General features: G+C 70.3%; 20 protein-coding genes. 7 read left to right on the top strand and 13 right to left on the bottom strand.

Annotated elements, in window-relative coordinates:
* Positions 1-5: 5 nt before the first annotated feature.
* From K3G64_RS19205 to K3G64_RS19185, 5 genes are all read left to right on the top strand, one after another.
* Positions 6-968, top strand: a complete 963-nt coding sequence (locus K3G64_RS19205) for a class I adenylate-forming enzyme family protein (protein ID WP_238886546.1) — start codon at positions 6-8, stop codon at positions 966-968.
* A 346-nt stretch (positions 969-1,314) separates the two neighbouring features.
* The gene (cobG, locus tag K3G64_RS19200) at positions 1,315-2,433 is read left to right on the top strand and encodes a precorrin-3B synthase (protein WP_238886544.1); all 1,119 of its coding nucleotides are present in this window, start codon (positions 1,315-1,317) and stop codon (positions 2,431-2,433) included.
* A gap of 9 nt (positions 2,434-2,442) precedes the next feature.
* On the top strand, positions 2,443-3,069 hold the full coding sequence (locus tag K3G64_RS19195; RefSeq protein WP_238886542.1) for a precorrin-8X methylmutase: 627 nt from the start codon (positions 2,443-2,445) through the stop codon (positions 3,067-3,069).
* Complete coding sequence (locus K3G64_RS19190; RefSeq protein WP_238886540.1) at positions 3,066-4,538, top strand: precorrin-2 C(20)-methyltransferase; 1,473 nt, start codon at positions 3,066-3,068, stop codon at positions 4,536-4,538. The genes K3G64_RS19195 and K3G64_RS19190 overlap by 4 nt, the downstream gene beginning before the upstream one ends.
* A gap of 106 nt (positions 4,539-4,644) precedes the next feature.
* Entirely contained in the window at positions 4,645-5,721 is a 1,077-nt protein-coding gene (locus K3G64_RS19185) for a phosphotransferase family protein (RefSeq protein WP_238886538.1), read from the top strand.
* On the opposite strand, the gene K3G64_RS19180 is transcribed toward K3G64_RS19185, so the two are convergent.
* The 4 genes from K3G64_RS19180 to K3G64_RS19165 are packed head-to-tail and all read right to left on the bottom strand — an operon-like array spanning position 5,699 to position 9,106.
* Positions 5,699-6,430 carry a cobalt-precorrin-6A reductase gene (locus tag K3G64_RS19180; RefSeq protein ID WP_238886536.1) on the bottom strand — a complete coding sequence of 244 codons (732 nt, stop codon included), beginning with the start codon at positions 6,428-6,430 and terminating at the stop codon, positions 5,699-5,701. The two genes, K3G64_RS19185 and K3G64_RS19180, sit on opposite strands and share 23 nt — an antisense overlap.
* Entirely contained in the window at positions 6,430-7,185 is a 756-nt protein-coding gene (gene cobM / locus K3G64_RS19175) for a precorrin-4 C(11)-methyltransferase (protein ID WP_238886534.1), read from the bottom strand. Before cobM ends, K3G64_RS19180 begins: the two co-directional genes overlap by 1 nt.
* Positions 7,182-8,360: a precorrin-6y C5,15-methyltransferase (decarboxylating) subunit CbiE gene (gene cbiE, locus K3G64_RS19170; RefSeq protein ID WP_238886532.1), complete on the bottom strand. Its 1,179-nt coding sequence runs from the start codon at positions 8,358-8,360 to the stop codon at positions 7,182-7,184. The genes cobM and cbiE overlap by 4 nt, the downstream gene beginning before the upstream one ends.
* On the bottom strand, positions 8,357-9,106 hold the full coding sequence (locus K3G64_RS19165; protein ID WP_238886530.1) for an SDR family NAD(P)-dependent oxidoreductase: 750 nt from the start codon (positions 9,104-9,106) through the stop codon (positions 8,357-8,359). The genes cbiE and K3G64_RS19165 overlap by 4 nt, the downstream gene beginning before the upstream one ends.
* 35 nt (positions 9,107-9,141) lie before the next feature.
* On the opposite strand from K3G64_RS19165, the gene K3G64_RS19160 reads away from it, so the two are divergent.
* Positions 9,142-9,567 carry a F420-dependent biliverdin reductase gene (locus K3G64_RS19160; RefSeq protein ID WP_238886528.1) on the top strand — a complete coding sequence of 142 codons (426 nt, stop codon included), beginning with the start codon at positions 9,142-9,144 and terminating at the stop codon, positions 9,565-9,567.
* On the opposite strand, the gene K3G64_RS19155 is transcribed toward K3G64_RS19160, so the two are convergent.
* Entirely contained in the window at positions 9,564-10,730 is a 1,167-nt protein-coding gene (locus K3G64_RS19155; RefSeq protein ID WP_238886525.1) for a M24 family metallopeptidase, read from the bottom strand. The genes K3G64_RS19160 and K3G64_RS19155 overlap by 4 nt on opposite strands.
* A gap of 46 nt (positions 10,731-10,776) precedes the next feature.
* Here K3G64_RS19155 and K3G64_RS19150 point away from each other — a divergent pair, with 46 nt between their 5' ends.
* Entirely contained in the window at positions 10,777-11,730 is a 954-nt protein-coding gene (locus tag K3G64_RS19150) for a 5'-3' exonuclease (RefSeq protein ID WP_238886523.1), read from the top strand.
* A gap of 39 nt (positions 11,731-11,769) precedes the next feature.
* Here K3G64_RS19150 and K3G64_RS19145 read toward each other — a convergent pair whose 3' ends face one another.
* The 8 genes from K3G64_RS19145 to pafA form a co-directional block, all read right to left on the bottom strand.
* Complete coding sequence (locus K3G64_RS19145) at positions 11,770-12,573, bottom strand: DUF4333 domain-containing protein (protein ID WP_238886522.1); 804 nt, start codon at positions 12,571-12,573, stop codon at positions 11,770-11,772.
* Positions 12,574-12,701: 128 nt separating this feature from the next.
* On the bottom strand, positions 12,702-15,452 hold the full coding sequence (locus K3G64_RS19140; RefSeq protein WP_238950826.1) for a DEAD/DEAH box helicase: 2,751 nt from the start codon (positions 15,450-15,452) through the stop codon (positions 12,702-12,704).
* The gene (gene tatC, locus K3G64_RS19135; RefSeq protein WP_238886520.1) at positions 15,442-16,404 is read right to left on the bottom strand and encodes a twin-arginine translocase subunit TatC; all 963 of its coding nucleotides are present in this window, start codon (positions 16,402-16,404) and stop codon (positions 15,442-15,444) included. Before tatC ends, K3G64_RS19140 begins: the two co-directional genes overlap by 11 nt.
* Positions 16,405-16,454: 50 nt before the next feature.
* Positions 16,455-16,733 carry a Sec-independent protein translocase subunit TatA gene (tatA, locus tag K3G64_RS19130; RefSeq protein WP_238886518.1) on the bottom strand — a complete coding sequence of 93 codons (279 nt, stop codon included), beginning with the start codon at positions 16,731-16,733 and terminating at the stop codon, positions 16,455-16,457.
* Between the two features lie 29 nt (positions 16,734-16,762).
* Entirely contained in the window at positions 16,763-17,734 is a 972-nt protein-coding gene (locus K3G64_RS19125; protein WP_238886516.1) for a helix-turn-helix transcriptional regulator, read from the bottom strand.
* On the bottom strand, positions 17,731-18,732 hold the full coding sequence (locus K3G64_RS19120; protein ID WP_238886514.1) for a helix-turn-helix transcriptional regulator: 1,002 nt from the start codon (positions 18,730-18,732) through the stop codon (positions 17,731-17,733). The genes K3G64_RS19125 and K3G64_RS19120 overlap by 4 nt, the downstream gene beginning before the upstream one ends.
* Before the next feature lie 86 nt (positions 18,733-18,818).
* Complete coding sequence (locus K3G64_RS19115; protein ID WP_238886512.1) at positions 18,819-19,706, bottom strand: DUF559 domain-containing protein; 888 nt, start codon at positions 19,704-19,706, stop codon at positions 18,819-18,821.
* A gap of 125 nt (positions 19,707-19,831) precedes the next feature.
* Positions 19,832-21,190 (bottom strand): Pup--protein ligase, encoded by a 1,359-nt coding sequence (pafA, locus tag K3G64_RS19110; RefSeq protein WP_238886510.1) that lies wholly within the window; start codon positions 21,188-21,190, stop codon positions 19,832-19,834.
* Positions 21,191-21,344: the final 154 nt, after the last annotated feature.

Genomic DNA, 21,344 nt, shown 5'->3' with positions numbered 1-21,344 from the left:
CCGCGGTGAGCTTCAACCTCGCCACCATCCTTCGTCAATCCTCAGCGGCTCACCCGCACAAGCCGCTGTGCCACCTCGGCGAGCACGCCTTCAGCTATGCCCAGGTCGACGAGATCTCCGGCCGAATCGCCAGCAGTCTGCGCGCCCTCGGAGTGGGGCTGGGCGACAAGGTCGCTGTCCAGCTGCCCAATGTGCCCCACTTCCTGTTCGCCTACTTCGGCATCCTCAAGGCCGGCGCGGTGCTGGTGCCGCTGGATCCGAGCCTGCGCGCACCGGAGATCTGTTCGCAGCTCATCGATTGTGACGCCAGCCTGCTGATCACCTTCGAGACTTCGGCGAAGGAGGCTGTGCAGGGCGCGACCGAACTCGACGGGCTGGGAACGTACGTGGTGAAGGCCCCCGTGGACGCCTCTCTCCCTGCGGGCACACACCATTTCGACGAGCTGTATTTCGCAGGTGACAGCGACGTCATAGCCCCGACCGATGCCGACGACACGGCGGTGATCGTCCATACGAGCGACACCACCGGCGGACCGAAGGGTGCGGCGCTGACGCACTTTCAGCTGTACAGCAGCTGCACGGGTGCAGGCGACCTGTTCGGATTGCGCGAAGAGGACATCGGCATGGCGGTGCTGCCGTTGTTTCAATGGTTCGGGCTCTCCAGCGTGCTCAACACCGCTGTGCGCTTCGGAAGCACGCTGGTGTTGGTACCGAGCTTCGATGCCGGAACCGTTCTCGACGAGCTGGCGCGTCATCGATGCACCGTCTTCTCCGGTGTTGCGTCGATGTACCGCGAGCTGTCGCATGCCGACGCCGCCGACCACGACCTGACCACCCTGCGGCTCGGGATATGCGGTGGCTCCCCGCCTGCCGACGACGTCGCCCGCGCGCTCCAGCGACGGTCTCCCAACTTGGTCATCCGGCAGGCATACGGATTGTCGGGTGCGACGTCGATCAGCACCGCTTAGGTCGATGCCGAGGACGGAAGCCGCCGCCGACTGCCAGCCGGCACCGCGGGCCCAGTCCCGGCTAGTGGCGGTTCCAGCGGTCGTAGGTGCTCTGCGGATAGGGCAACCCCAGCGCGGCGATGAGCACGACGAGCAGGACACCGAAAACGACAAGTTCGAACATCGTTGTTCCTTCCGTAATTTCGCCTACTGCACACGCGTGCAGTTAGCAGGACGGTACGTCTGAAACGGCCGAAGAAGGACAACTTGTGTGGCACGGATCACCGCCGGCCTCGCTGTGACCCGTGTCACCATTCGGCATGGACGTCCTGTCGAAGCACCTGGTCAGCCGGCGTACCGTGAGCTGGTGGCCAGGATGCGCGATCACGACGCCTGCCCCGGCGCGCTACAGGTTCACCGGGCGGCCGACGGCGCTCTCGCCCGGGTGCGCTTGCCGGGCGGCATGCTCACCGCTTCCCAACTGCAGGCGCTGGCGGGGGCGGCCACCGAGTGGGGCGCGGGCACGCTGGAACTCACCTCGCGCGGCAACGTCCAGGTGCGCGGCATCGTCGACGACGAGGCCGCCCTCGCCGACGCGGTGGCCGCAGCGGGCTTGTTGCCGTCGCCGTCCCACGAGCGGGTCCGCAACATCGTCGCCTCGCCGCTGTCCGGCCGTGTGGGCGGCGCAGCCGACATCCGTTGTCTGATAACCGATCTCGACGAAGCCATCCGCGCCGAGCCGGGCTTGGCCGCGCTGCCCGGCCGGTTCCTGTTTGGCATCGACGACGGCCGCGCCGACATCTCGGGCCTGGGCGCCGACGTCGGGATCCACGCCATGGGCGATGCGTTCGCGCTGCTGTTGGCCGGTCGCGACACCGGCGTCCGGTTGCCACCGACTGCCGCCGTCCCCACCCTCATCGAGGTGGCGCGTCGCTTCGCCGACGTCCGCGGAAACGCTTGGCGTGTCGGCGAACTCGACGACCACGGTCCGCTGCTCACCGGTCTGGACGTCGTCGAACCAGCCGGCGCGACCTGGGAGCCGGTGATCCGAGGGCCCGTTGGCTGGATCCAGCAGAACGACGGCCGCGTGGCGCTGGGCGCCGCGGTGCCGCTCGGGGTGCTGCCTGCTCGCACCGCCGAGTTCATCGCGGCGATCGAGGCGCCCGTGGGGATCACGCCCTGGCGGTCGGTGCTGGTCTTCGACCTCGACGAGGGCGTTGCCGATGTCGCCCTGCGCGTGCTCGCGCCGATGGGGCTGGTGTTCGACGAGAACTCGCCGTGGCTGTCGGTCAGCGCCTGCACGGGCAGGCCGGGTTGTGAACGTTCGGCGGCCGACGTCCGCGCCGACGCCGTAGCGATGCTCGACGAGCCCTCCACCGTGCATCGTCACTTCGTGGGCTGCGATCGAGCGTGCGGAAGTCCGCCGGTCGGCGAAGTGCTGGTGGCCACCGGAGACGGATACCGGCCGCGCATATCACCCCCGTAGGGTGAGCGGGTGCTCGACTACATCCGCGACGCCGCCGAGATCTACCGGCAGTCGTTCGCGACGATCCGCGACGAGGCGGATCTGGCGCGCTTCCCGGCCGATGTGGCCCGCGTGGTGGTCCGGCTGATCCACACCTGCGGGCAGGTCGACGTCGCCGGGCACGTCGCCTTCAGCGACGACGTGGTGGCCAGCGCCCACGGCGCGCTCGCCGCAGGCGCCCCGGTGCTTTGCGACTCGTCGATGGTGGCCGCGGGCATCACCCGGTCGCGGTTGCCTGCGGACAACGAGGTGGTCTCGCTGGTCGCCGACGCCCGCGCCGCCGACCTCGCGGCGCGGCTCGGCACCACCCGGTCGGCCGCCGCGGTGGAGCTGTGGGCCGACCGGCTCGGCGGCGCCGTGCTGGCGATCGGCAACGCGCCCACCGCACTGTTCAGGCTGCTCGAGTTGATCGACGACGGCGCCCCGGTCCCGGCGGCGGTGCTGGGCGGGCCGGTGGGCTTCATCGGCTCGGCGCAGTCGAAGCAGGAGCTCATCGAGCGGCCCCGCGGCATGTCGTACCTCGTGGTGACCGGCAGGCGCGGTGGCAGCGCGATGGCCGCCGCGGCGGTGAATGCGATGGCGACGGAACGAGAATGAGCGCAGGCCGGGGCACGCTCTGGGGCGTCGGGCTGGGGCCCGGCGATCCCGAGCTCGTCACCGTGAAAGCGGCCCGGGTGATCGGCGAGGCCGACGTCGTGGCGTATCACAGCGCCCGGCACGGCAAGAGCATCGCGCGCGGCATCGCCGAACCGTATCTGCGGCCCGGCCAACTCGAGGAGCATCTGGTCTATCCGGTGACCACCGAGACCACCGATCACCCCGGCGGCTACGCGGGCGCGATGGAGGACTTCTACCGGGAAGCCGCCGACCGGATCGCCGCGCACCTGGAGGCCGGACGCAATGTGGCGCTGCTCGCCGAGGGCGATCCGCTGTTCTACAGCTCCTACATGCACATGCACACCCGGCTCACCGAGCGCTTCGACGCCGTGATCGTGCCGGGCGTGACCTCGGTCAGCGCGGCCTCGGCCGCGGTGGCCACCCCCCTGGTCCAGGGCGACGAGGTGCTGACGATCCTCCCGGCCACCTTGCCGGTCGAGGAGCTCAAGCGCAGGCTCGCCGACACCGACGCCGCCGTGATGATCAAGCTCGGCCGCTCGTATCCGGCTGTGCGCGAAGCTCTTTCGGCGACCGGCCGTTTGGACGAGACGTTCTACGTCGAGCGGGCCAGTACCCCGCGACAGCGGGTGATGGGCGCAGGCGAGGTCGACGACGGCTCCGTGCCCTACTTCTCCCTGGCCATGCTGCCGGGACGGGCCCGCGTCGAACCGGTGGCGGGCAGCGTCGCGGTGGTCGGCCTCGGACCCGGCGACCCCGACTGGATGACGCCGCAGAGCAGCCGCGAACTGGCCGCGGCCACCGACCTGATCGGCTACGGCCCCTACCTGGATCGCGTCGGCGCCCGGGACGGTCAGCGCAGACATCCCAGCGACAACACCGACGAACCGGAACGCGCGCGACTGGCATGCACGCTGGCCCAGCAGGGCCGGGCGGTCGCGGTGGTGTCCTCCGGCGACCCCGGGGTGTTCGCGATGGCGACCGCCGTCCTCGAGGAGGCCAAGCAGTGGCCGGAGGTGCGGGTGCGGGTGGTGCCGGCGATGACGGCCGCACAGGCCGTGGCCAGCCGAGTGGGGGCGCCGCTGGGCCACGACTACGCCGTCATCTCCCTGTCGGACCGGCTCAAGCCGTGGGACGTGATCGCCGGGCGGCTGACCGCGGCCGCCGCGGCCGACCTGGTGCTGGCGATCTACAACCCGGCTTCGAAGAGCCGCACCTGGCAGGTCGGAGCGATGCGTGACCTGCTGCTCGAACACCGCGACCCGGGCACACCGGTGGTGATCGGCCGCGACGTGTCCGGGCCCCGCGAGCAGGTGACGGTGGTGCGGTTGGCCGACCTGGACCCCGCCGACGTGGACATGCGCTGCCTGCTGATCGTCGGGTCGTCGCAGACGCAGTGGTACTGCGAGGACGGCGACCGGGTCTTCACCCCGCGCCGCTACCCCGGATGAGCCCGCACGAACACCCGCCGGCGCTCAACCCGGTACGGTTTCGGGGCTCAGTTCCGTACCGCAGTGAGCGCTCGCGGCGCCTAGCGACTCGACATAGGAGAAACGCGTGACCTCTGTGCCGGCCATTCCACGCAGCCCTGAAGACGTGACGCCGGCCTGGCTCGGCTCGGTGCTGGGCACCGACGTCGCGTCGGTGGACGTCACACCGATCGGCACCGGTCAGACGGGTGCGACGTACCGGTTGGCCGTGACGTACACGGGCCCGAATGGATTGCCGTCGTCGTTCGCGATCAAGCTGTCCGCTCAGGACGATGCCGTGCGCGAACGGGTGGCGCTGGGATACCGGTCTGAGGTGGAGTTCTACTCGCTGGTCGCCGCCCATATGCGCATCCCAGTGCCGACGAGCTTCCACTGCGACATCTCCGACGACGGCGCCGACGTCGTGTTGTTGCTGGCCGACATGGCGCCCGCGGTGCAGGGCGACCAGATCGCGGGGTGCACCCCGCAGGAAGCGCGGCTGGCCGTAGAGGCGCTGGCCGGCCTGCACGGCCCCAGCTGGTGTGAGCCGCGGTGGGCGGAGTTGTCAGCGATCGTCATGCCCAAACCCGGTGACACCGAGGCAGCCAGGGGTCTGGGTGACGTCAGCCAGATGGCCGCCACCATCGTCATCGACCGGCTCGGTTCGTGGATCGGCACCGAAGACCAGGAGACGCTGATCAACGCGATGGGACTGGTGACGCCGTGGCTGATGGCCGAGCCGGACCGGTATGCGTTGATGCACGGTGACTACCGCCTCGACAACATGCTCTTCGACCCGGAGGGCACGCGGATCACGGTGGTGGACTGGCAGACCGTCGGCATCGGGCTGCCTGCCCGCGACCTGGCCTACTTCACCGCGACCAGCCTCGAGCCACGCGTCCGGGCGCAGATCGAGGGCGATCTCGTCGAGCACTACCACCGAGCGTTGGTCGGTTACGGTGTCGCCGGCTACGACCTCGACACCTGCTGGAGCGACTACCGCCTCGGCGTGCTGCAGGCGCCGCTGCTGGTCGCACTGGGCACGGCGTTCGCGACGTCGACCGAGCGGGGCGACGAGATGATGCTGGCGATGCTCGGGCGCGGCTGCCGGGCCATTCGCGACCTCGGCACGCTCGAACTGATCAGGTCCTACCGATCGCGCTGACCCATTCGACCGCTTCCTCGACGGTGGACACCGTGGCGACACCGCCAGGCAGCGGCGGCCGCTGCACCATCACCACCGAGACCCCCAGCGCCTCGGCGGCATCCAGCTTTGGCCGCGTCATCGCCCCGCCACTGTTCTTGGTGACCAGCGCATCGATGCGGTGCTCGCGCAGCAGGTGCAGCTCGTCGTCGTAGCGGTACGGTCCGCGCGAGAGCACGACGCGATGACGGGCGGGCAGGTCCGCGGCGTCGGGCGGGGTGACGGCGCGGATCAGGAACCACGCGTCGACACCGGTGAACGCCGCGGTACCCGACCGGCCGGTCGTCAGGAACACCCGGGAGAACCGTTGGCCGGCAACCACTTCCGCGGCTCCACTGTCGTCGCCGACGACGATGGCGTCACCGGACGGCCAGGGCGGCCGGACCAGCACGAGGTGCGGCAGACCCACGTCGGCGCAGGCGGTGGCCGCGTGGGCGGTCATCGTGGCGGCGTAGGGATGCGTGGCATCGACGACGGCGGCGACGGGGTTGTCGAGCAACCAGCGTCGCAACCCCTCGACACCGCCGAAGCCCCCGATGCGTACCCGGCCCACGGGAAGCACCGGATCCGGTACCCGGCCAGCCAGCGAGCTGACCACCTCCACGTCCGGATGCAGCCTCTGCGCCACAGCGCGGGCCTCGGAAGTGCCCCCCAGCAACAGGATGCGCATCAGTGCCGGTCCCGCCGGACCCGCCCGGACGAGTACAGATAGCTGTCGGCGAAGCCCTCGGCGGCCAGCACATCGCCGACGACGATGACCGCCGTGCGGGTGATACCGGCCGCGGTGGTCTGCTCGGCCAGGTCCGCCAGCGGGCAGCGAACCACCTGCTGCTGCGGCCAGCTCGCGAAAGCAACGACGGCGCAGGGTGTTTCAGGAAGGTATCCGCCGGAGAGCAGCTGCGGCACGATCGCCTCAATCTGGGCCGCGGCCAGATGCAGCACCAGCGTGCCGCCCGATCGCGACAACGTCTGCAGGTCCTCACCGGGCGGCATCGCGGTCGACAGCGTGGCCACCCGGGTCAGCGTGACCGTCTGCGCGACACCGGGCACGGTGAGTTCGCGGCCCAACACGGCGGCGGCCGCGGCGAACGCCGGCACCCCGGGCACGATCTCGTAGTCGACGCCGAGGTCGTCGAGTCGGCGGCACTGCTCGGCCAGTGCACTGTAGATCGACGGGTCACCCGAATGCAGTCGCGCCACATCGTGATTCGCAGCGTGCGCGGCGGCGATCTCGTCGATGATCTGGTCCAGCGTCAACGGGCCGGTGTCCACCACGCGGGCGTTGTCCGGGCACAACGCGAGCAGGTCCTCGGGCATGATGGAGCCCGCGTACAGGCACACCCCGCAGCGGCTGAGCAGCCGCTGGCCGCGCACCGTGATCAGATCGGCGGCGCCGGGACCCGCCCCGATGAAGTAGACCGTCATGGCTTGGTCACCGACCACTGGGTCACCGGCATCGCGGGCCGCCACCCGGTGAACCCGCCGAGCGGCTCGCCACGGTGGTACTCGAAGCGGCGCAGTTCGCCACCGTGCGACGAGAACATCTGGGCCAGAGCCGCTTCGGACTCCACCGTCACCGCGTTGGCAACCAGCCGACCACCCGCTGCGAGCCGCTCGAAGCAGGCCTGAAGCAACCCGGGCCGCGAGACCGCACCGCCGACGAAGACGGCGTCCGGCGGCGGCGCGGAATCGAACGCCTCGGGCGCGTCGCCGCGCACTTCCACTGTGGCGCCGAACGCCTGCGCATTCGCGGTGATCAGGTTGCGCCGCTGCTCGTCGCGTTCGAAAGCCACGGCGTGGCAACCTGTTCCGCTGCGGCACCATTCGACCGCGACACTGCCCGATCCGGCGCCGACATCCCACAGCAGCTCGCCCGGCCGCGGGCCGAGCGCCGCCAGGGTCACCGCGCGGATCGGCTGCTTGGTGATCTGCCCGTCGTTAGCGAACTCGACGTCGGGCAGCACCCCGAACCGCCGCTCGTCGGGCAGGTAGCGCACCGCCAGCACATTGAGGTCGTCCACATCGGCAGGCGGCCGTGCGGCCCACTCGCGCGCGGTGGCCGTGCGCCGCCGCTCGGCGGGACCGCCGAGTTGTTCGAGCACCGTGATCTGCGAGGCTCCGCGCCCGCTGTCGGTTAGCAGGCGCGCCAGTTGCGCCGGCGTCTGGCCGCCGCGCGACAACACGACCGCCTGCCCGCCCCGGCGCACCGCGGTGTGCGTCTCGCCGAGCACCAGGCTGATGATCTCGGTGTCCTGCACCGCCCAGCCGACCCGGGAACACGCCAGCGTCACCGACGACACGTGTGGCAGCACCGCGACCTCATCGGGTCCGTACAGCCGGATCAGGGAGCTGCCGACACCGTGCAGCAGCGGGTCCCCGCTGGCCACCACGTGCACGTCCCCGTCGGCGCCGTCCAGCAGGGTGCGCAGTGCGGGCAGCATCGGCGACGGCCACTGCCTGCGCGCCGCGGTGACGGTGCCGTCCAGCAGCTCGAGCTGCCGTAGAGACCCGTGAACGACTGTCGCCCTGGCTAATTCGGTCCGCGATGCCGGGGACAGCCCCGCCATCCCGTCGGCGCCGATGCCGACCACGACGATCATCGCTTCAACCTTCGCCAGACGAAGCGCGGCGTGACGCGGAAGGCGGCCGCCAGCAGCGCCAAAGGTGCGGGCACCCACACGGTCTGGCGGCGCTTGCGCAGCGCGCGCACAGTCGCGTCGGCCACCTGCGTGGGTGTGCTGGACATCGGGGCGGGTCGCATCCCCTCGGTCATCCGGCCGACGACGAATCCGGGGCGCACCAGCAGCATTTGCACCCCCGATCCGTGCAGGGCGTCGGTGAGCCCGGCGACGAAGCCGTCGAGCCCGGCCTTGGCCGACCCGTACACGTAGTTGGCCCGCCGGACGCGAATGCCCGCGATCGACGAGAACGCAATGATCGCACCCCGGCCGGCCGTACGCATCGCCGCGACCAGCACCGTCAGCAGGCTCACCTGGGCGGTGAAGTCGGTGTGCACCACCGCCGCGGCGTGTGCGGGGTCGCGCTCGGCGAGCGCCTGATCGCCGAGGATGCCGAACGCCAGCACGGCGGTGCCGATCGGCCCGTGTTCGGCGACGATCGCCTCGACCAGCGGCTGGTGCGATGCCAGGTCGTCGGCGTCGAACTCGACGGCGTGCACCGCCGCCGCACCGGCCGCCCGCACTGCGGCGACCTGCTCGTCGAGGTCGTCGGCGCGGCGCGCGGCCAACACCACCGTCGCGCCCGCGGCGAGCCGAGTCGCCACGTGCAGCCCGATCTCACTACGGCCGCCGAAAACCACGATGGGCGCCTTACCCGTGTCATGCACGGGAGCGATTATCACCTGCGCTACCGTTGGCCCCGATGGCTACATCGGGTCGCAAGGCCACCACCCGGCTCACCAGCGACGCGCTGGCGTTCTTGTCCGAGCGCCATCTGGCCATGCTGACCACGCTGCGATCGGACAACTCGCCGCACGTCGTCGCCGTCGGGTTCACGTTCGACCCGGCGACCCACATTGCCCGCGTCATCACCAGCGGCGGGTCGCAGAAGGCCGTCAACGCCGAGCGCCAGGGTGTCGCCGTGCTCAGTCAGGTCGACGGCGCACGGTGGCTTTCGCTGGAGGGCAAGGCCAGGGTCAACACCGATGCCGATGCGGTGCGCGATGCCGAACTGCGCTACGCCCAGCGGTACCGCACGCCACGGGTCAACCCGAAGCGCGTCGTCATCGAGGTGCGCGTCGAGCGGGTGCTCGGCTCGTCGGACCTGTTGAACCGGGCCGAAGACTAGGCCGTCGCGCCCGGACCTGCGGGCACCACCACCAGTTCGTGCGGCCGGTTGTTCACCGGCATCGCGCCGTCGGCGGTGACGATCACGATGTCCTCGATCCGCGCCCCCCACTCGCCGGGGAAGTAGATGCCCGGTTCGACGGAGAACGCCATGCCCTCCTGCAGGGGCAGCGGATTGCCCGCCACGATGTAGGGCTCCTCGTGCACCGAGAGACCGATGCCGTGCCCGGTTCGGTGCACGAAGACGTCGGCCAGACCCTCGGCCGCCAGCACGTCGCGCGCGGCGGCGTCCACCTCTTCGGCGGTGACGCCGGGTCGCACCGACTCCACGGCGGCCCGCTGCGCGCGCTGCAGGACCGCGTAACGGCGCGCCACCTCCGGAGCGGGCTCGCCGATACTGTAGGTGCGGGTGGAGTCGGAGTTGTAGCCGGGCTCGTGTGGGCCGCCGATGTCCACGACGACGACGTCGCCGGCCCGCAGTTCGCGGTCCGAGCACTCGTGATGCGGGTCAGCCCCGTGCGGGCCCGAGCCGACGATGATGAAGGCCACCTCCGAATGGCCTTCGGCGACAATCGCTTCGGCGATGTCGGCGGCGACGTCGGCCTCGGTCCGGCCCGGGACCAGGAACTCCGGCACCCGGGCGTGCACCCGGTCGATGGCCGCGCCGGCCTTGCGCAGCGCGTCGATCTCTGCGGGGTCCTTGATCATCCGCAGCCGGCGCAGCACGGCGGTCGCCAGCACCGGTACCGCACCGAGCACGTCGGCGAGCGGCAGCAGGTGCAGCGCGGGCATAGAGTCGGTGACCGCAACGGCGAGCCCTCCCGACGACCCCGCCGCGGGAACCCCGCCGCCGAGCGCCTGCGCCACGAGCGCATACGGGTCGTCGCCGTCCACCCAGTCCCGCACCGCCAGGTCGAGTTCGGGCACCGCCGACTCCTTCAGCGCGGCCAGTTCCAGCCTGGGCACGACGACCGTCGGCTCGCCGGTGGCGGGCAGCACCAGCGCGGTCAGCCGCTCGAAGGTCTGCGCCCGCGACCCGGTCAGGTAGCGCAGGTCGTATCCGGGCGTTACCACCAGGCCGTCGAGCCCCGTGTCGGCAGCGGCCGACGCCGCCGCCTCAATCCGCGCTGCGTAGACATCGGAGCTGAATCGACTGGCGCTCATGACATGAGGTTAATCGCCGGGTCGCGCGCCTGGCAGGATGGCCCGCATGGCTCTCGTGCTGCTCGACGGCGCCAGCATGTGGTTCCGGTCGTACTTCGGGGTGCCCGACAAGATCAAGGCACCGGACGGGCGACCGGTCAACGCGCTGCGCGGATTTCTCGACGCGGTCGCCACGGTCATCACCCGCGAGCGGCCCACCCGGCTGGTGGTGTGCCGAGACGACGACTGGCGCCCGCAGTGGCGCGTCGACCTCGTGCCGTCGTACAAGGCCCACCGGGTGCTCGAGGAGCATCCCGCCGGTGAGCCCGACGTCGAGGAGGTGCCCGACGAGCTGACCCCGCAGGTCGACATGATCTTCGAGATCCTCGACGCGTTCGGCATCGCGACGGCCGGGGCGCCCGACTGCGAGGCCGACGACGTGCTCGGCACGCTGGCCGCCCGCGAGCAGCGCGCTGCGGTCGTGGTGGTCAGCGGTGACCGCGACCTGCTGCAGCTCGTGCGCGACGAACCGGTGCCCGTGCGCGTGCTCTACCTCGGCAGCGGGTTGGCCAAGGCCATCAGGTGGGGCCCGAAGGAGGTGGCGGAGAAGTACGGCGTCCCGGTGCATCGCGCCGGACCCGCCTACGCCGAACTGGCGCTGCTGCGCGGCGACCCGAGCGACGGGCTGCCCGGCGTGCCGGGCGTCGGCGAGAAGACCGCGGCGACGCTGTTGGGCCAGCACGGTTCGCTGGAGAACATCCTGGCCGCCGCCAACGATCCCAAGTCGAAGATGTCCAAGGCGTACCGGAAGAAGCTGCTCAACGCCGCCGACTACATCGAGGCGGCGGGGCCGGTGGTGCGGGTGGCCACCGACGCGGACCTCGACTGGTCCACCAAGACCGATGCGCTCCCGTTGGCCGCCGAACACCCGCGCAAGGTCGCCGAACTCGCCGAGACCTACGGCGTCACGTCGTCGATCGGCCGGCTGCAGAAGGCCCTGGACGGACTCCCCGACAGCTGAGCAGGCGGTAAGCCGGCCCGCCCGGGCCTACCTGCTGGGTTAGCGGGGCCTGCCGACCTCGTAGGTGCCGTCGTCGTCCTGGAACGTGACCGTGACCTGGCGCTTGGTGCCGTCGATGCTGACCTCGCAGTTGAACGTGGCACCCTGCTCGACGGTCGGGTTCTGGCCGTCGTTGCACTTGACGTCCTCGACGTTGGTGGCGCCGTAGCCGTTCGCTTCGTCGGTGAGGATCTGCTCCACGCCGGACTGCGCGGCGTCGATGTCGAGTTTCTTGGTGACGAAGAAGCCCGGCTTCCAGAAGCCCATCACCAGCACGGCGGCAACGATGAGGGCGGCCAGCAGGCCGATCACACCGCCGATCACCGCCAGCGAGCGCTTCGAGCCGTCCTCGGAGCCAGGCTGCTGATACGGCGGATACTGGCCGAACTGGCCCGGCTGCTGACCGTACGGCCCCGTCGGCGGCTGGCCGTACGGCGGCTGGCCGGGCTGCTGGGGGTACTGCTGGCCGTACTGGGGCTGACCGTACTGCCCGGGCTGCTGGTAGGCCTGCGGGTTGTACTCGGTCGGCTGCTGGCCGAACTGCTGCTCGGCGCCCGGATACTGCGACGGCTGGTAACCCGGCTGCTGATAACCCGGGTACTGCGCCGGCGGCTGTTGCTGTTGCGGGTCGTAGGCCGGCGGCTGCCACTGGGGCGCCGCCTGGGTGGCGTCGCCGCCCGACGGCTGCGGCTGCCAGGGCTGGTTGGCCGACGGGTCGCTGGACGGCTGGCCCGTCGACTGGTCCGGCTGCTGCTGCTCACCGGGCCACGACTGCGTCGGATCAGATCCCTGCGGTCCGCTCATCTCACTCCTTGATCGCCCGCGGCCGAGTCGCGGCCTGCTTCCGTCGTGCTGGCAACACCCTACCGTTGCATGCACGTGGGATGAGGTATTCAGGCTGGCGCAGCCGCGCAGGGGCTGTGCGACCCGCGTCACCCCGCGTCGACGGCGACCACACCGCGTCGAACGTCGTTGATCGCGCGTTTCGCGGTGGCCCGCAGCGCCGGGTCGGGAGCGGCGTTGCGCACCTGGTCGAGAAGGTCGAGCACCTGGCGGCACCAACGCACGAAATCGCCTGCCGACAGCGGGTTTCCGCTGGCCGTCGCGTCGGAGGCGGCCAGGGCGCTGGTCAGATCCCCGGTGGTGGCCCACCGGAATATCGCGGCGACGAACCCGTCGTCGGGTTCGCGGCTCTGCGTGATCCGGTGGCGTTGCTCGTCGAGGCGCAGTTCCGAGGACAGCCTGCGGGTCTGGTTCAATGCGCGCCGCAGCTTGCCCGTGGGGATGTCGAAGCCCTCGCGGCCGCCCGGCGTGTCGCCACGCGACTCGTACAGCACCGCCGACAGCACGCCGGCCAACTCGGCGGCGTCGAGACCCTCCCAGATGCCCGCGCGCAGCGCCTCGGCCACCAACAGGTCACTCTCGCTGTAGATCCGGGCCAGCAGCCGACCGTCGTCGGTGACCTTGGGATCGTCGGCGTTTCCCGCGATGAATCCGCGCTCGGTCAGCAGCACCACGATCCGGTCGAAGGTGCGGGCCAGCGAGTTGGTGGCGGCGGCGACCTTCTGACCGATCTGCCCGTTGTCCCGTTCGATGCGCAGATAGCGCTCGGCGAGGCGCACCTTCTCCTCGCGCTCCGGTAGGTGGTGGGCGGAATGCTCGCGCAACCGCGCACGCAGCGCGGCCAGTTCGGGATCGATGTCTCGCTCCCTCGGTTCTCCGCTGCGCTTGGCCCGCACCGACGGGCCATCGAGCCCGGCGGCCGCCGACCTCAGCGCCGACGCGAGGTCGCGCCGCGCACGCGGGTTGCGGTGTTCCACCCGTTTGGGCAGCGTCATCCGGCCCAGCGGCTCGGAGGCGCCCGAGTAGTCGGCCGACGAGATCCGCCCGGCCCAGCGGTGTTCGGTCAGCACGAGCGGCCGCGGGTCGTCGTCGTCGCGGCTGGGTTCCAGCACGACGGCCAGCCCGCCGCGGCGGCCGTGGGTGATCGTGATGATGTCGCCGCGGCGCAGCGAGGCCAGCGCGTCGTTGGCGGCCCGGCGCCGCTGCAGCCGCGAGGCCCGCGACTGCGCGCGTTCGCGTTCGGAGATCTGCTGGCGCAGACGCGCGTAGTCGAGAATCGACTCGTCGCCCAGTTCGTCGGCGATCTCGCCCAGCATCCGCTCGCCGCGCTCGATGCCGCGCCGCAGGCCCACCACCGAGCGGTCGGCCTGATACTGGGCGAACGAACTCTCCAGCAGCTTGTGCGCCTGGGCCGGTCCCATCTGCTGCACCAGGTTGATGGTCATGTTGTACGACGGCGCAAAAGAACTGCGCAGCGGGAAGGTTCGCGTCGACGCAAGGCCGGCCACCTCGGCGGGTTCGGCCGTGCTGTCGTTGGGCGTCCACAGCACCACGGCGTGGCCCTCGACGTCGATGCCGCGCCGGCCCGCGCGCCCGGTCAGCTGGGTGTACTCCCCCGGCGTCAGCGGCACGTGCTGCTCGCCGTTGTACTTGACCAGGCGCTCCAGCACCACAGTGCGCGCCGGCATGTTGATACCCAATGCCAGTGTCTCGGTGGCGAACACGGCCTTGACGAGCCCGGCGGAGAACAGCTCCTCGACGGTGTGGCGAAACACCGGCAGCATGCCCGCGTGGTGGGCCGCCAGCCCGCGCAGCAGGCCTTCGCGCCACTCGTGGTAGTCGAGCACGATCAGGTCCGACTCGGGCAGGTCACCGCAGCGGCGGTCGACGACCTCGGCGACCCGCTTGCGCTCCTGCTCGGTGGTGAGCCGCAGCGACGAGCGCAGGCACTGCTTGACCGCGGCGTCGCAGCCGGCCCGCGAGAAGATGAACGTGATCGCGGGCAGCAGATCCTCGCGTTCGAGCGTGCTGATCACGTCGGGCCGGCTCGGCGGCCGGTACATCGTCGGTCGCCCGCGATGCCCGGACCGGCCACGACCGCGCGGTTGCCAGTCGGCCAGCCGGTCTGCTTCCCGGCGATGGGCGATGTGCCGCAACAACTCCGGGTCGACGACGAGTTCGCGGCCGGCGTTGGCCGCGCCCCCGGCCCGATAGTCGAACAGGTCGAACATCCGCCTGCCCACCAGCACGTGCTGCCACAGCGGGACGGGCCGATGCTCGTCGACCACCACCGTGGTGTCGCCGCGGACGGTCTGGATCCAGCCGCCGAACTCCTCGGCGTTGCTCACCGTCGCCGACAGGCTCACCAGCCGCACCTCCTCGGGCAGGTGCAGGATCACCTCCTCCCACACCGCGCCGCGCATCCGGTCGGCCAGGAAGTGCACCTCGTCCATCACGACGTAGGAAAGACCCTGCAGCGTCGACGAATTGGCGTACAGCATGTTGCGCAGCACCTCGGTGGTCATCACCACGACGTCGGCGCCGCCGTTGATCGACTGGTCGCCGGTGAGCAGCCCGATCTTCTCCCGGCCGTACCGGTGCACCAGATCGTTGTGCTTCTGGTTGCTCAGCGCCTTGATGGGCGTGGTGTAAAAGCACTTGCCACCCGCGGCCAGGGCCAGGTGGACCGCGAACTCGCCCACCACGGTCTTGCCCGCACCCGTCGGTGCGCACACCAGCACGCCGTGGCCACTCTCCAGTGCCTCACAGGAGCGTCGCTGGAAGTCGTCGAGGGTGAACGACAGCTGCTCGGCGAAGCCGGTCAACTGGTCAGGTGGCATCGTCATCGACCACCGGCCGAGCGGGTGTCGGCACGGCGCTCGACGCCTCGACGGGTTCGGCTATCGGTTCGGGGCTGCCGATAGGCGCCGCCTCCTCGTCGGGGATCTCCTCGAGTGCGGCCCGGCGCGCCTTGCGGCGGTCGTGCAGGCGAGCCAGCTGGATCGCGAATTCCAGCAGCACCGTGAGCGCCAGCGCCAGCGCCAGCATCGAGAACGGGTCCGAGCCGGGGGTGAAGAGCGCGGCGAACACGAACAGCGCGAAGATCAGGCCGCGCCGCCACGCCTTGAGGCGCTCGTAGGTCAGCACCCCGACCAGGTTCAGCATCACGATCAGCAGCGGGAACTCGAAGCTGAAGCCGAACACCAGCAGCAGGTTGATCAGGAACCCGAAGTACTGGTCGCCCGACAACGCCGTCACCTGCACATCGCTGCCGACGGTCAGGAGGAAACCCAGCGCCGTGGCCAGCACCACGTAGGCCAGCACCGCGCCCGCGACGAACAGCACCGCGCCCACGGTGACGAACGCGACCGCGAACCGGCGTTCCTGCTTGTACAGGCCGGGGGTGATGAAGGCCCACATCTGATACAGCCAGACCGGGCACGCCAACACGATGCCTGCGGTCAGGCCCACCTTCAGACGCAACATGAACTGGTCGAACGGCGAGGTCGCCAGCAACCGACACGCCCCGTCGGCGGTGATGTCGGCGCGGGCGGAGTCCGGAAGGGCACAGTACGGGCCCCGCAGCCATTCGCCCAGGCTGGGCAGGCCGAACACGCCGTGGGTGTACCAGAGGAACCCGAGAATGGTGGTGAGCACGACCGCGGCGGCCGCGATCAGCAGCCGACTGCGCAGCTCGTGCAGGTGCTCGACCAGCGACATGGTCCCGTCGGGGTTGGCCCGCGAGCGCCGTCGGCGAGGATCGAGCTTCTTGAAGATTCCGGGGGTCTGCACGGCATGCCTACTGACGCGGCATCACGCCGCGCGCGGTGGACCGGTGACGATCAGGCCGGACGCTTGTCCGACGGCTGTTCGGTCTCCGGAGCCGCTCCGGCGGCGACGTCGGATCCAGCCGCCTTGTGGGTCGCGGGGTCGACCCGCTCCGAGGCGATCGGTGTCGCCGTGTCGGGCTTAGAATCGGCCTGCATCTCCTTGATCTCCGACTTGAAGATCCGCATCGACTTGCCCAGCGAGCGCGCCGCGTCCGGGAGCTTCTTGGCACCGAAGAGCAGCACGAACACGGCGATGACGATGACCCAGTGCCAGGGTTGTAGACCACCCAATTTGGTTACCTCCAGACGTCGCGGCCAGTCTACTCGTTGACCCCGTATGCGCTCAGCGCCGCGGCGGCCGATTCGCGCACCCTGGCCGCCAGCCCGGCAGGCTCGAGCACCCGCACCGCGGACCCGAAGCCGAGCACGAACCGGGTCATCCAGTCGTCCGAGGCGTAAGTCATCGCGGCCTCGCAGGCGCCGTCGGGCAGCTCACGAAGCACCCCCAGCGGGTAGTAGTCGAACATCCAGGACGCCGACCGGTCGATCAGCAGCGTCGCCGACGGCAGCGAGGGGTCGGCATTATCGGGAGAGAACAGGGAGGTGTCCGGTTCGGCCTGCACCGCAGGCGGCGGAGGGGTCGCCGGCTCGTCGAGGACCTGTGCGTCGACGATGCGGTCGAACCGGAACAGCCGGACGCCCTCGGCGGTGCGACACCAGGCCTCCAGGTAGCTGTGGTCACCGACCAGCACGACGCGGATCGGGTCGACGGTACGACTGGTCAGCTGGTCGTGGGAGGCCGAGTAGTACTCGATGGCCAGCGCGCGGTCGTCGCGCACCGCCGCGCGCACGGCGGCGGCCGCCTCGCTCTCCATCGGCGCAGGTTCGTCGACGGCGGCGGTGGGCGAGCCCGCGCCCACGGTGCCCGCTGCCGACTCGATCTTCGCGATCGCGCTGCGCGCGGCTTCCGGATCGACCATCCCGGGCACCTCGGCCAGCGCCCGCAGCGCCACCAGCACGCCCGTCGCCTCCGGCGAGGTCAGCCGCAGCGGGTGGTCGATGCCGGCGGTGAACGTGACCTCGATGGTGTCGCCGGAGAACTCGAAGTCGATCAGGTCACCGGGCCCGTAGCCGGGCAGCCCGCACATCCACAGCTGGTTCAGGTCGTCGCGCAGTTGGTCGACGCTGACGCCGAGGTCCGACGCCGCCTCGGCGTAGGTGATCCTCGGGTTGGCCTGGAAGTACGGCACCATGTTGAGCAGCCGCACCAGCCGGGTCGACACGGTACTCACGCTTCGGCTCCCGCTCGCTCTGCCTGGGCGCGCAGCCGCGCCACCACGTCCTCACGCAGCGACTGCGGTTCGAGCGCCACCGCGTCGGGTCCATAGCCGGCGATCTCGCGGGCCAACCGGTCGAACATGCCGATGTCCAACGAGATCTCCTCACCGGCGCGGCCGTTCAGCGTGTGGGGGCCGATCATCGTCGCGCGCCGCCGCAGCGCCGTGCCACGTCCCTCGGCCAGCCACACCCGCGCCTGCCCGCCCGATGGCCAGTCCCCCACGGCGCGGTCGACGATCTCGCGGAGGTCGACGCCGTCGGGTCGCCGCACCGCGCCCGCCGGCCCGATCACCGCGACATCCGCACCGATGCGGGAGAGCCGGAACGTGCGCGTCGCGTCGCGGTCCCGGTCATGGCCCACCAGATACCAGCGGCCCCTGTGGGTGACCACACCCCAGGGCTCGACGGTTCGGGTGGTGTAGGGCTCGCTGCGTGCCGGCCGATGCCGGAACTGCACGGCCTGCCCAGAGTCGATGGCCGACAGCACGATTCCGAGCACCTCCTCGGAACCGCGCAGCCCGGGCAGGGACGCGGTCGACGCGATCGCGAAATCGGAGTCGACGGCGTCGATGTCGATGCCGGCGGCGCGCAGTTTCAGCAAGGCTCCCTGCGTGGCGGTGATCAGCTCCGGCGACTCCCACAGTTTCGTCGCCACCGCCACCGCGGCCGCCTCGTCGGGGGTCAGTTCGACGGCGGGCAACGCGTACGCGTCGCGGTTGATGCGGTAGCCCTCGGTGGGGTCGAACTGCGACACCCGCCCGGTTTCCAGCGGGATGCCCAGGTCGCGCAGTTCGTTCTTGTCGCGCTCGAACATGCGCGAGAAGGCCTCGTCACTGGCGGTCTCGCTGTAGCCGTAGACCGTCTCGCGGATCCGTTCGGCGGTGATGAAGCTGCGCGTGGACAGCAGCGCGATGACCAGGTTCATCAGCCGCTCGACTTTGGAGATCGCCACGGCTGCCAGCTTAGGGCGTGTCGGAGTACGGCCGAGCGCTCACTCCGGTACAGATTTTCGCTCCAGAACCGGACAAGGCTGCGCGTTCACGCGGCCGCGGCCCGCGAGAGTTGCGCGTCGATGCGGCGCACCATCACGTCACCGTGCCGTCGGACATCATCGCTGACGACAGACAGGACCCGCCAGCCGATCTCCTCGAGCGCGGCTCTCTTCTGACGGTCCCGCCGCAGCGACTCCGGTGACCGGTGCCAATCGAAGCCGTCGTACTCGACAGCGAGTTTGTGGTCCGGCCACGCGAAGTCGACCCGCCACAGTCGCCCGTCCAGGTCGACTAACTCGTACTGCAGGCAGGGCTGGGGCAATCCTCCGTCGAGCATGACCAGCCGAGCCTCGCTCTCCATCGGGGATTCCGGTCCCGGCCTGGCGATCTGAATGAGTTCGCGCACGGTCACGATCCCGCGCCGGCCCGCCTGCGCATCCGCTGCCGCCAGCAGTTCGCCGCGATCACAGGTCTTGGTGCCCAAGGCAGCGTCGAGAGTCGCCAACGCCCGGGGTCGGCGAAGGCCCCGCGCAACCTCGACCGCAGTCCACGCAGCAGTGGTGAGCCGGCGGCCGCGGTGGCTGGTCAGTGGCGCGCCGTCCCGCCGATGCACCCTTAGTCCGATCTGATCGCGCAGAAGATGGCCCGCCGGGTTGAGCACGTGGAGCTCGGTGACGCCCTCGGTGTCGAAGCCGAACACCGCGGCGGCCGTGCCCAGGCAGACGGCTACCTGCTCACCGCATCGGAGGTCTAGGGCGCGCAGCCGCGTGAGCTCCGTCGGCGCGCCGAGGCTGTAGATGCCGGGAAGTACCTTGACCAACTCGCCGGTGCGCAGTCGGCGCTGCATCGCTCGACGGCTGACGTGCCGCAGGATCTGCGCCGACGTGGCGACCCGTCCCTGCTCCGCGAAGACGGCGACGAGGTCCGGTGGCATTCCGGAATTCTTGGCCGCCGACGGCCAGCGCCGCCAGCATGCCCTGTGGATAACCGGTGAGCGCTCATCGTGGTACGGATTTCGGCGCTCAAACCGTACAAGAGTGAGCGCTCGCGCAGGAGAAGTTACATGCTGGCGATCAGGCGCTTGACCCGCTCGTCGACCGAGCGGAACGGGTCCTTGCACAGCACGGTGCGCTGGGCCTGGTCGTTGAGCTTGAGGTGCACCCAGTCGACGGTGAAGTCGCGCCCGGCCTCCTGAGCGGCGCTGATGAACTCGCCGCGCAGCTTGGCCCGGGTGGTCTGCGGCGGCGTGTTGACCGCGGCCTCGATGTCCTCGTCGGTGGTGATCCGGGCGGCAAGTCCCTTGCGCTGCAGCAGGTCGAACACGCCGCGGCCGCGCTTGATGTCGTGATAGGCCAGGTCGAGTTGGCTGATCTTCGGGTCGGACAGCTCCATGTTGTAGCGGTCCTGGTAGCGGGCGAACAGCTTGCGCTTGATGACCCAGTCGATCTCGGTGTCCACCTTGGCGAAGTCCTGACTCTCCACCGCGTCGAGTTGCCGCCCCCACAGGTCGACGACCTGCTGGATCTGGGTGTCCGGCTCCCGCGTCTGCAGGTAGTCGACGGCGCGGCCGTAGTACTCGCGCTGGATGTCGAGCGCGCTGGCCTGTCTACCGCCGGCCAGCCGTACCGGCCTGCGCCCGGTCAGGTCGTGGCTGACCTCGCGGATCGCGCGGATCGGATTGTCCAGCGAGAAGTCGCGGAACGCCACGCCGGCCTCGATCATCTCCAGCACCAGCGAGGCCGTGCCCACCTTGAGCATCGTGGTGGATTCGCACATGTTCGAGTCACCGACGATGACGTGCAGCCTGCGGTACTTCTCGGCATCGGCGTGCGGTTCGTCGCGGGTGTTGATGATCGGCCTGCTGCGGGTGGTCGCGCTCGACACGCCCTCCCAGATGTGCTCGGCGCGCTGCGACAGGCAGAACGTCGCAGCCTTGGGGGTCTGCAGCACCTTGCCCGCGCCGCAGATCAGCTGGCGGGTGACCAGGAACGGCAGCAGCACATCGGAGATACGGGAGAACTCGCCGGCACGCACGATCAAGTAGTTCTCGTGGCACCCGTAGGAGTTGCCCGCGGAGTCGGTGTTGTTCTTGAACAGGTAGATGTCGCCGCCGATGCCCTCGTCGGCAAGCCGCTGCTCGGCGTCGATGAGCAGGTCCTCGAGCACGCGCTCACCCGCCCGGTCGTGGGTGACCAACTGCGTCAGGCTGTCGCACTCGGCGGTCGCGTATTCGGGGTGGCTGCCCACGTCGAGGTACAACCGGGCGCCGTTGCGGAGGAACACGTTCGAACTGCGGCCCCACGAAACCACCCGCCGGAACAGGTAGCGGGCCACCTCGTCGGGACTCAGCCGGCGATGGCCGTGGAACGTGCAGGTGACACCGAATTCGGTTTCGATGCCCATGATTCGTCGCTGCACCTCATCGAGACTACTGGTTGCCGACCGGACACGGTGGGCAGCCGCGCCGATGACGTGCACCGCACCGGGGCGCCGGGACACCGCTGGCGGGTTCGCTAGCAAGTCCGGCGGCCGGGGCCTGTGGATAACGTCGGCGCCCGTCGGCGCAAATCTG

The organism is Mycobacterium sp. IDR2000157661 (genome assembly GCF_022317005.1).
Taxonomy (GTDB): Bacteria; Actinomycetota; Actinomycetes; order Mycobacteriales; family Mycobacteriaceae; genus Mycobacterium.
This window is presented reverse-complemented; position numbering and strand designations above follow the sequence as displayed.

What these genes read in the sequence shown, in the direction of transcription:
- K3G64_RS19115 (WP_238886512.1), bottom strand. Translation starts at nt 19,706, where the DNA reads ATGCCACCGGACCTCGTCGCCGTCTTCGCGGAGCAGGGACGGGTCGCC.
- K3G64_RS19150 (WP_238886523.1), top strand. Translation starts at nt 10,777, where the DNA reads ATGGCTCTCGTGCTGCTCGACGGCGCCAGCATGTGGTTCCGGTCGTAC.
- K3G64_RS19160 (WP_238886528.1), top strand. Translation starts at nt 9,142, where the DNA reads ATGGCTACATCGGGTCGCAAGGCCACCACCCGGCTCACCAGCGACGCG.
- K3G64_RS19180 (WP_238886536.1), bottom strand. Translation starts at nt 6,430, where the DNA reads ATGCGCATCCTGTTGCTGGGGGGCACTTCCGAGGCCCGCGCTGTGGCG.
- cobM (WP_238886534.1), bottom strand. Translation starts at nt 7,185, where the DNA reads ATGACGGTCTACTTCATCGGGGCGGGTCCCGGCGCCGCCGATCTGATC.
- K3G64_RS19155 (WP_238886525.1), bottom strand. Translation starts at nt 10,730, where the DNA reads ATGAGCGCCAGTCGATTCAGCTCCGATGTCTACGCAGCGCGGATTGAG.
- K3G64_RS19190 (WP_238886540.1), top strand. Translation starts at nt 3,066, where the DNA reads ATGAGCGCAGGCCGGGGCACGCTCTGGGGCGTCGGGCTGGGGCCCGGC.
- cbiE (WP_238886532.1), bottom strand. Translation starts at nt 8,360, where the DNA reads ATGATCGTCGTGGTCGGCATCGGCGCCGACGGGATGGCGGGGCTGTCC.
- K3G64_RS19140 (WP_238950826.1), bottom strand. Translation starts at nt 15,452, where the DNA reads ATGCCACCTGACCAGTTGACCGGCTTCGCCGAGCAGCTGTCGTTCACC.
- K3G64_RS19145 (WP_238886522.1), bottom strand. Translation starts at nt 12,573, where the DNA reads ATGAGCGGACCGCAGGGATCTGATCCGACGCAGTCGTGGCCCGGTGAG.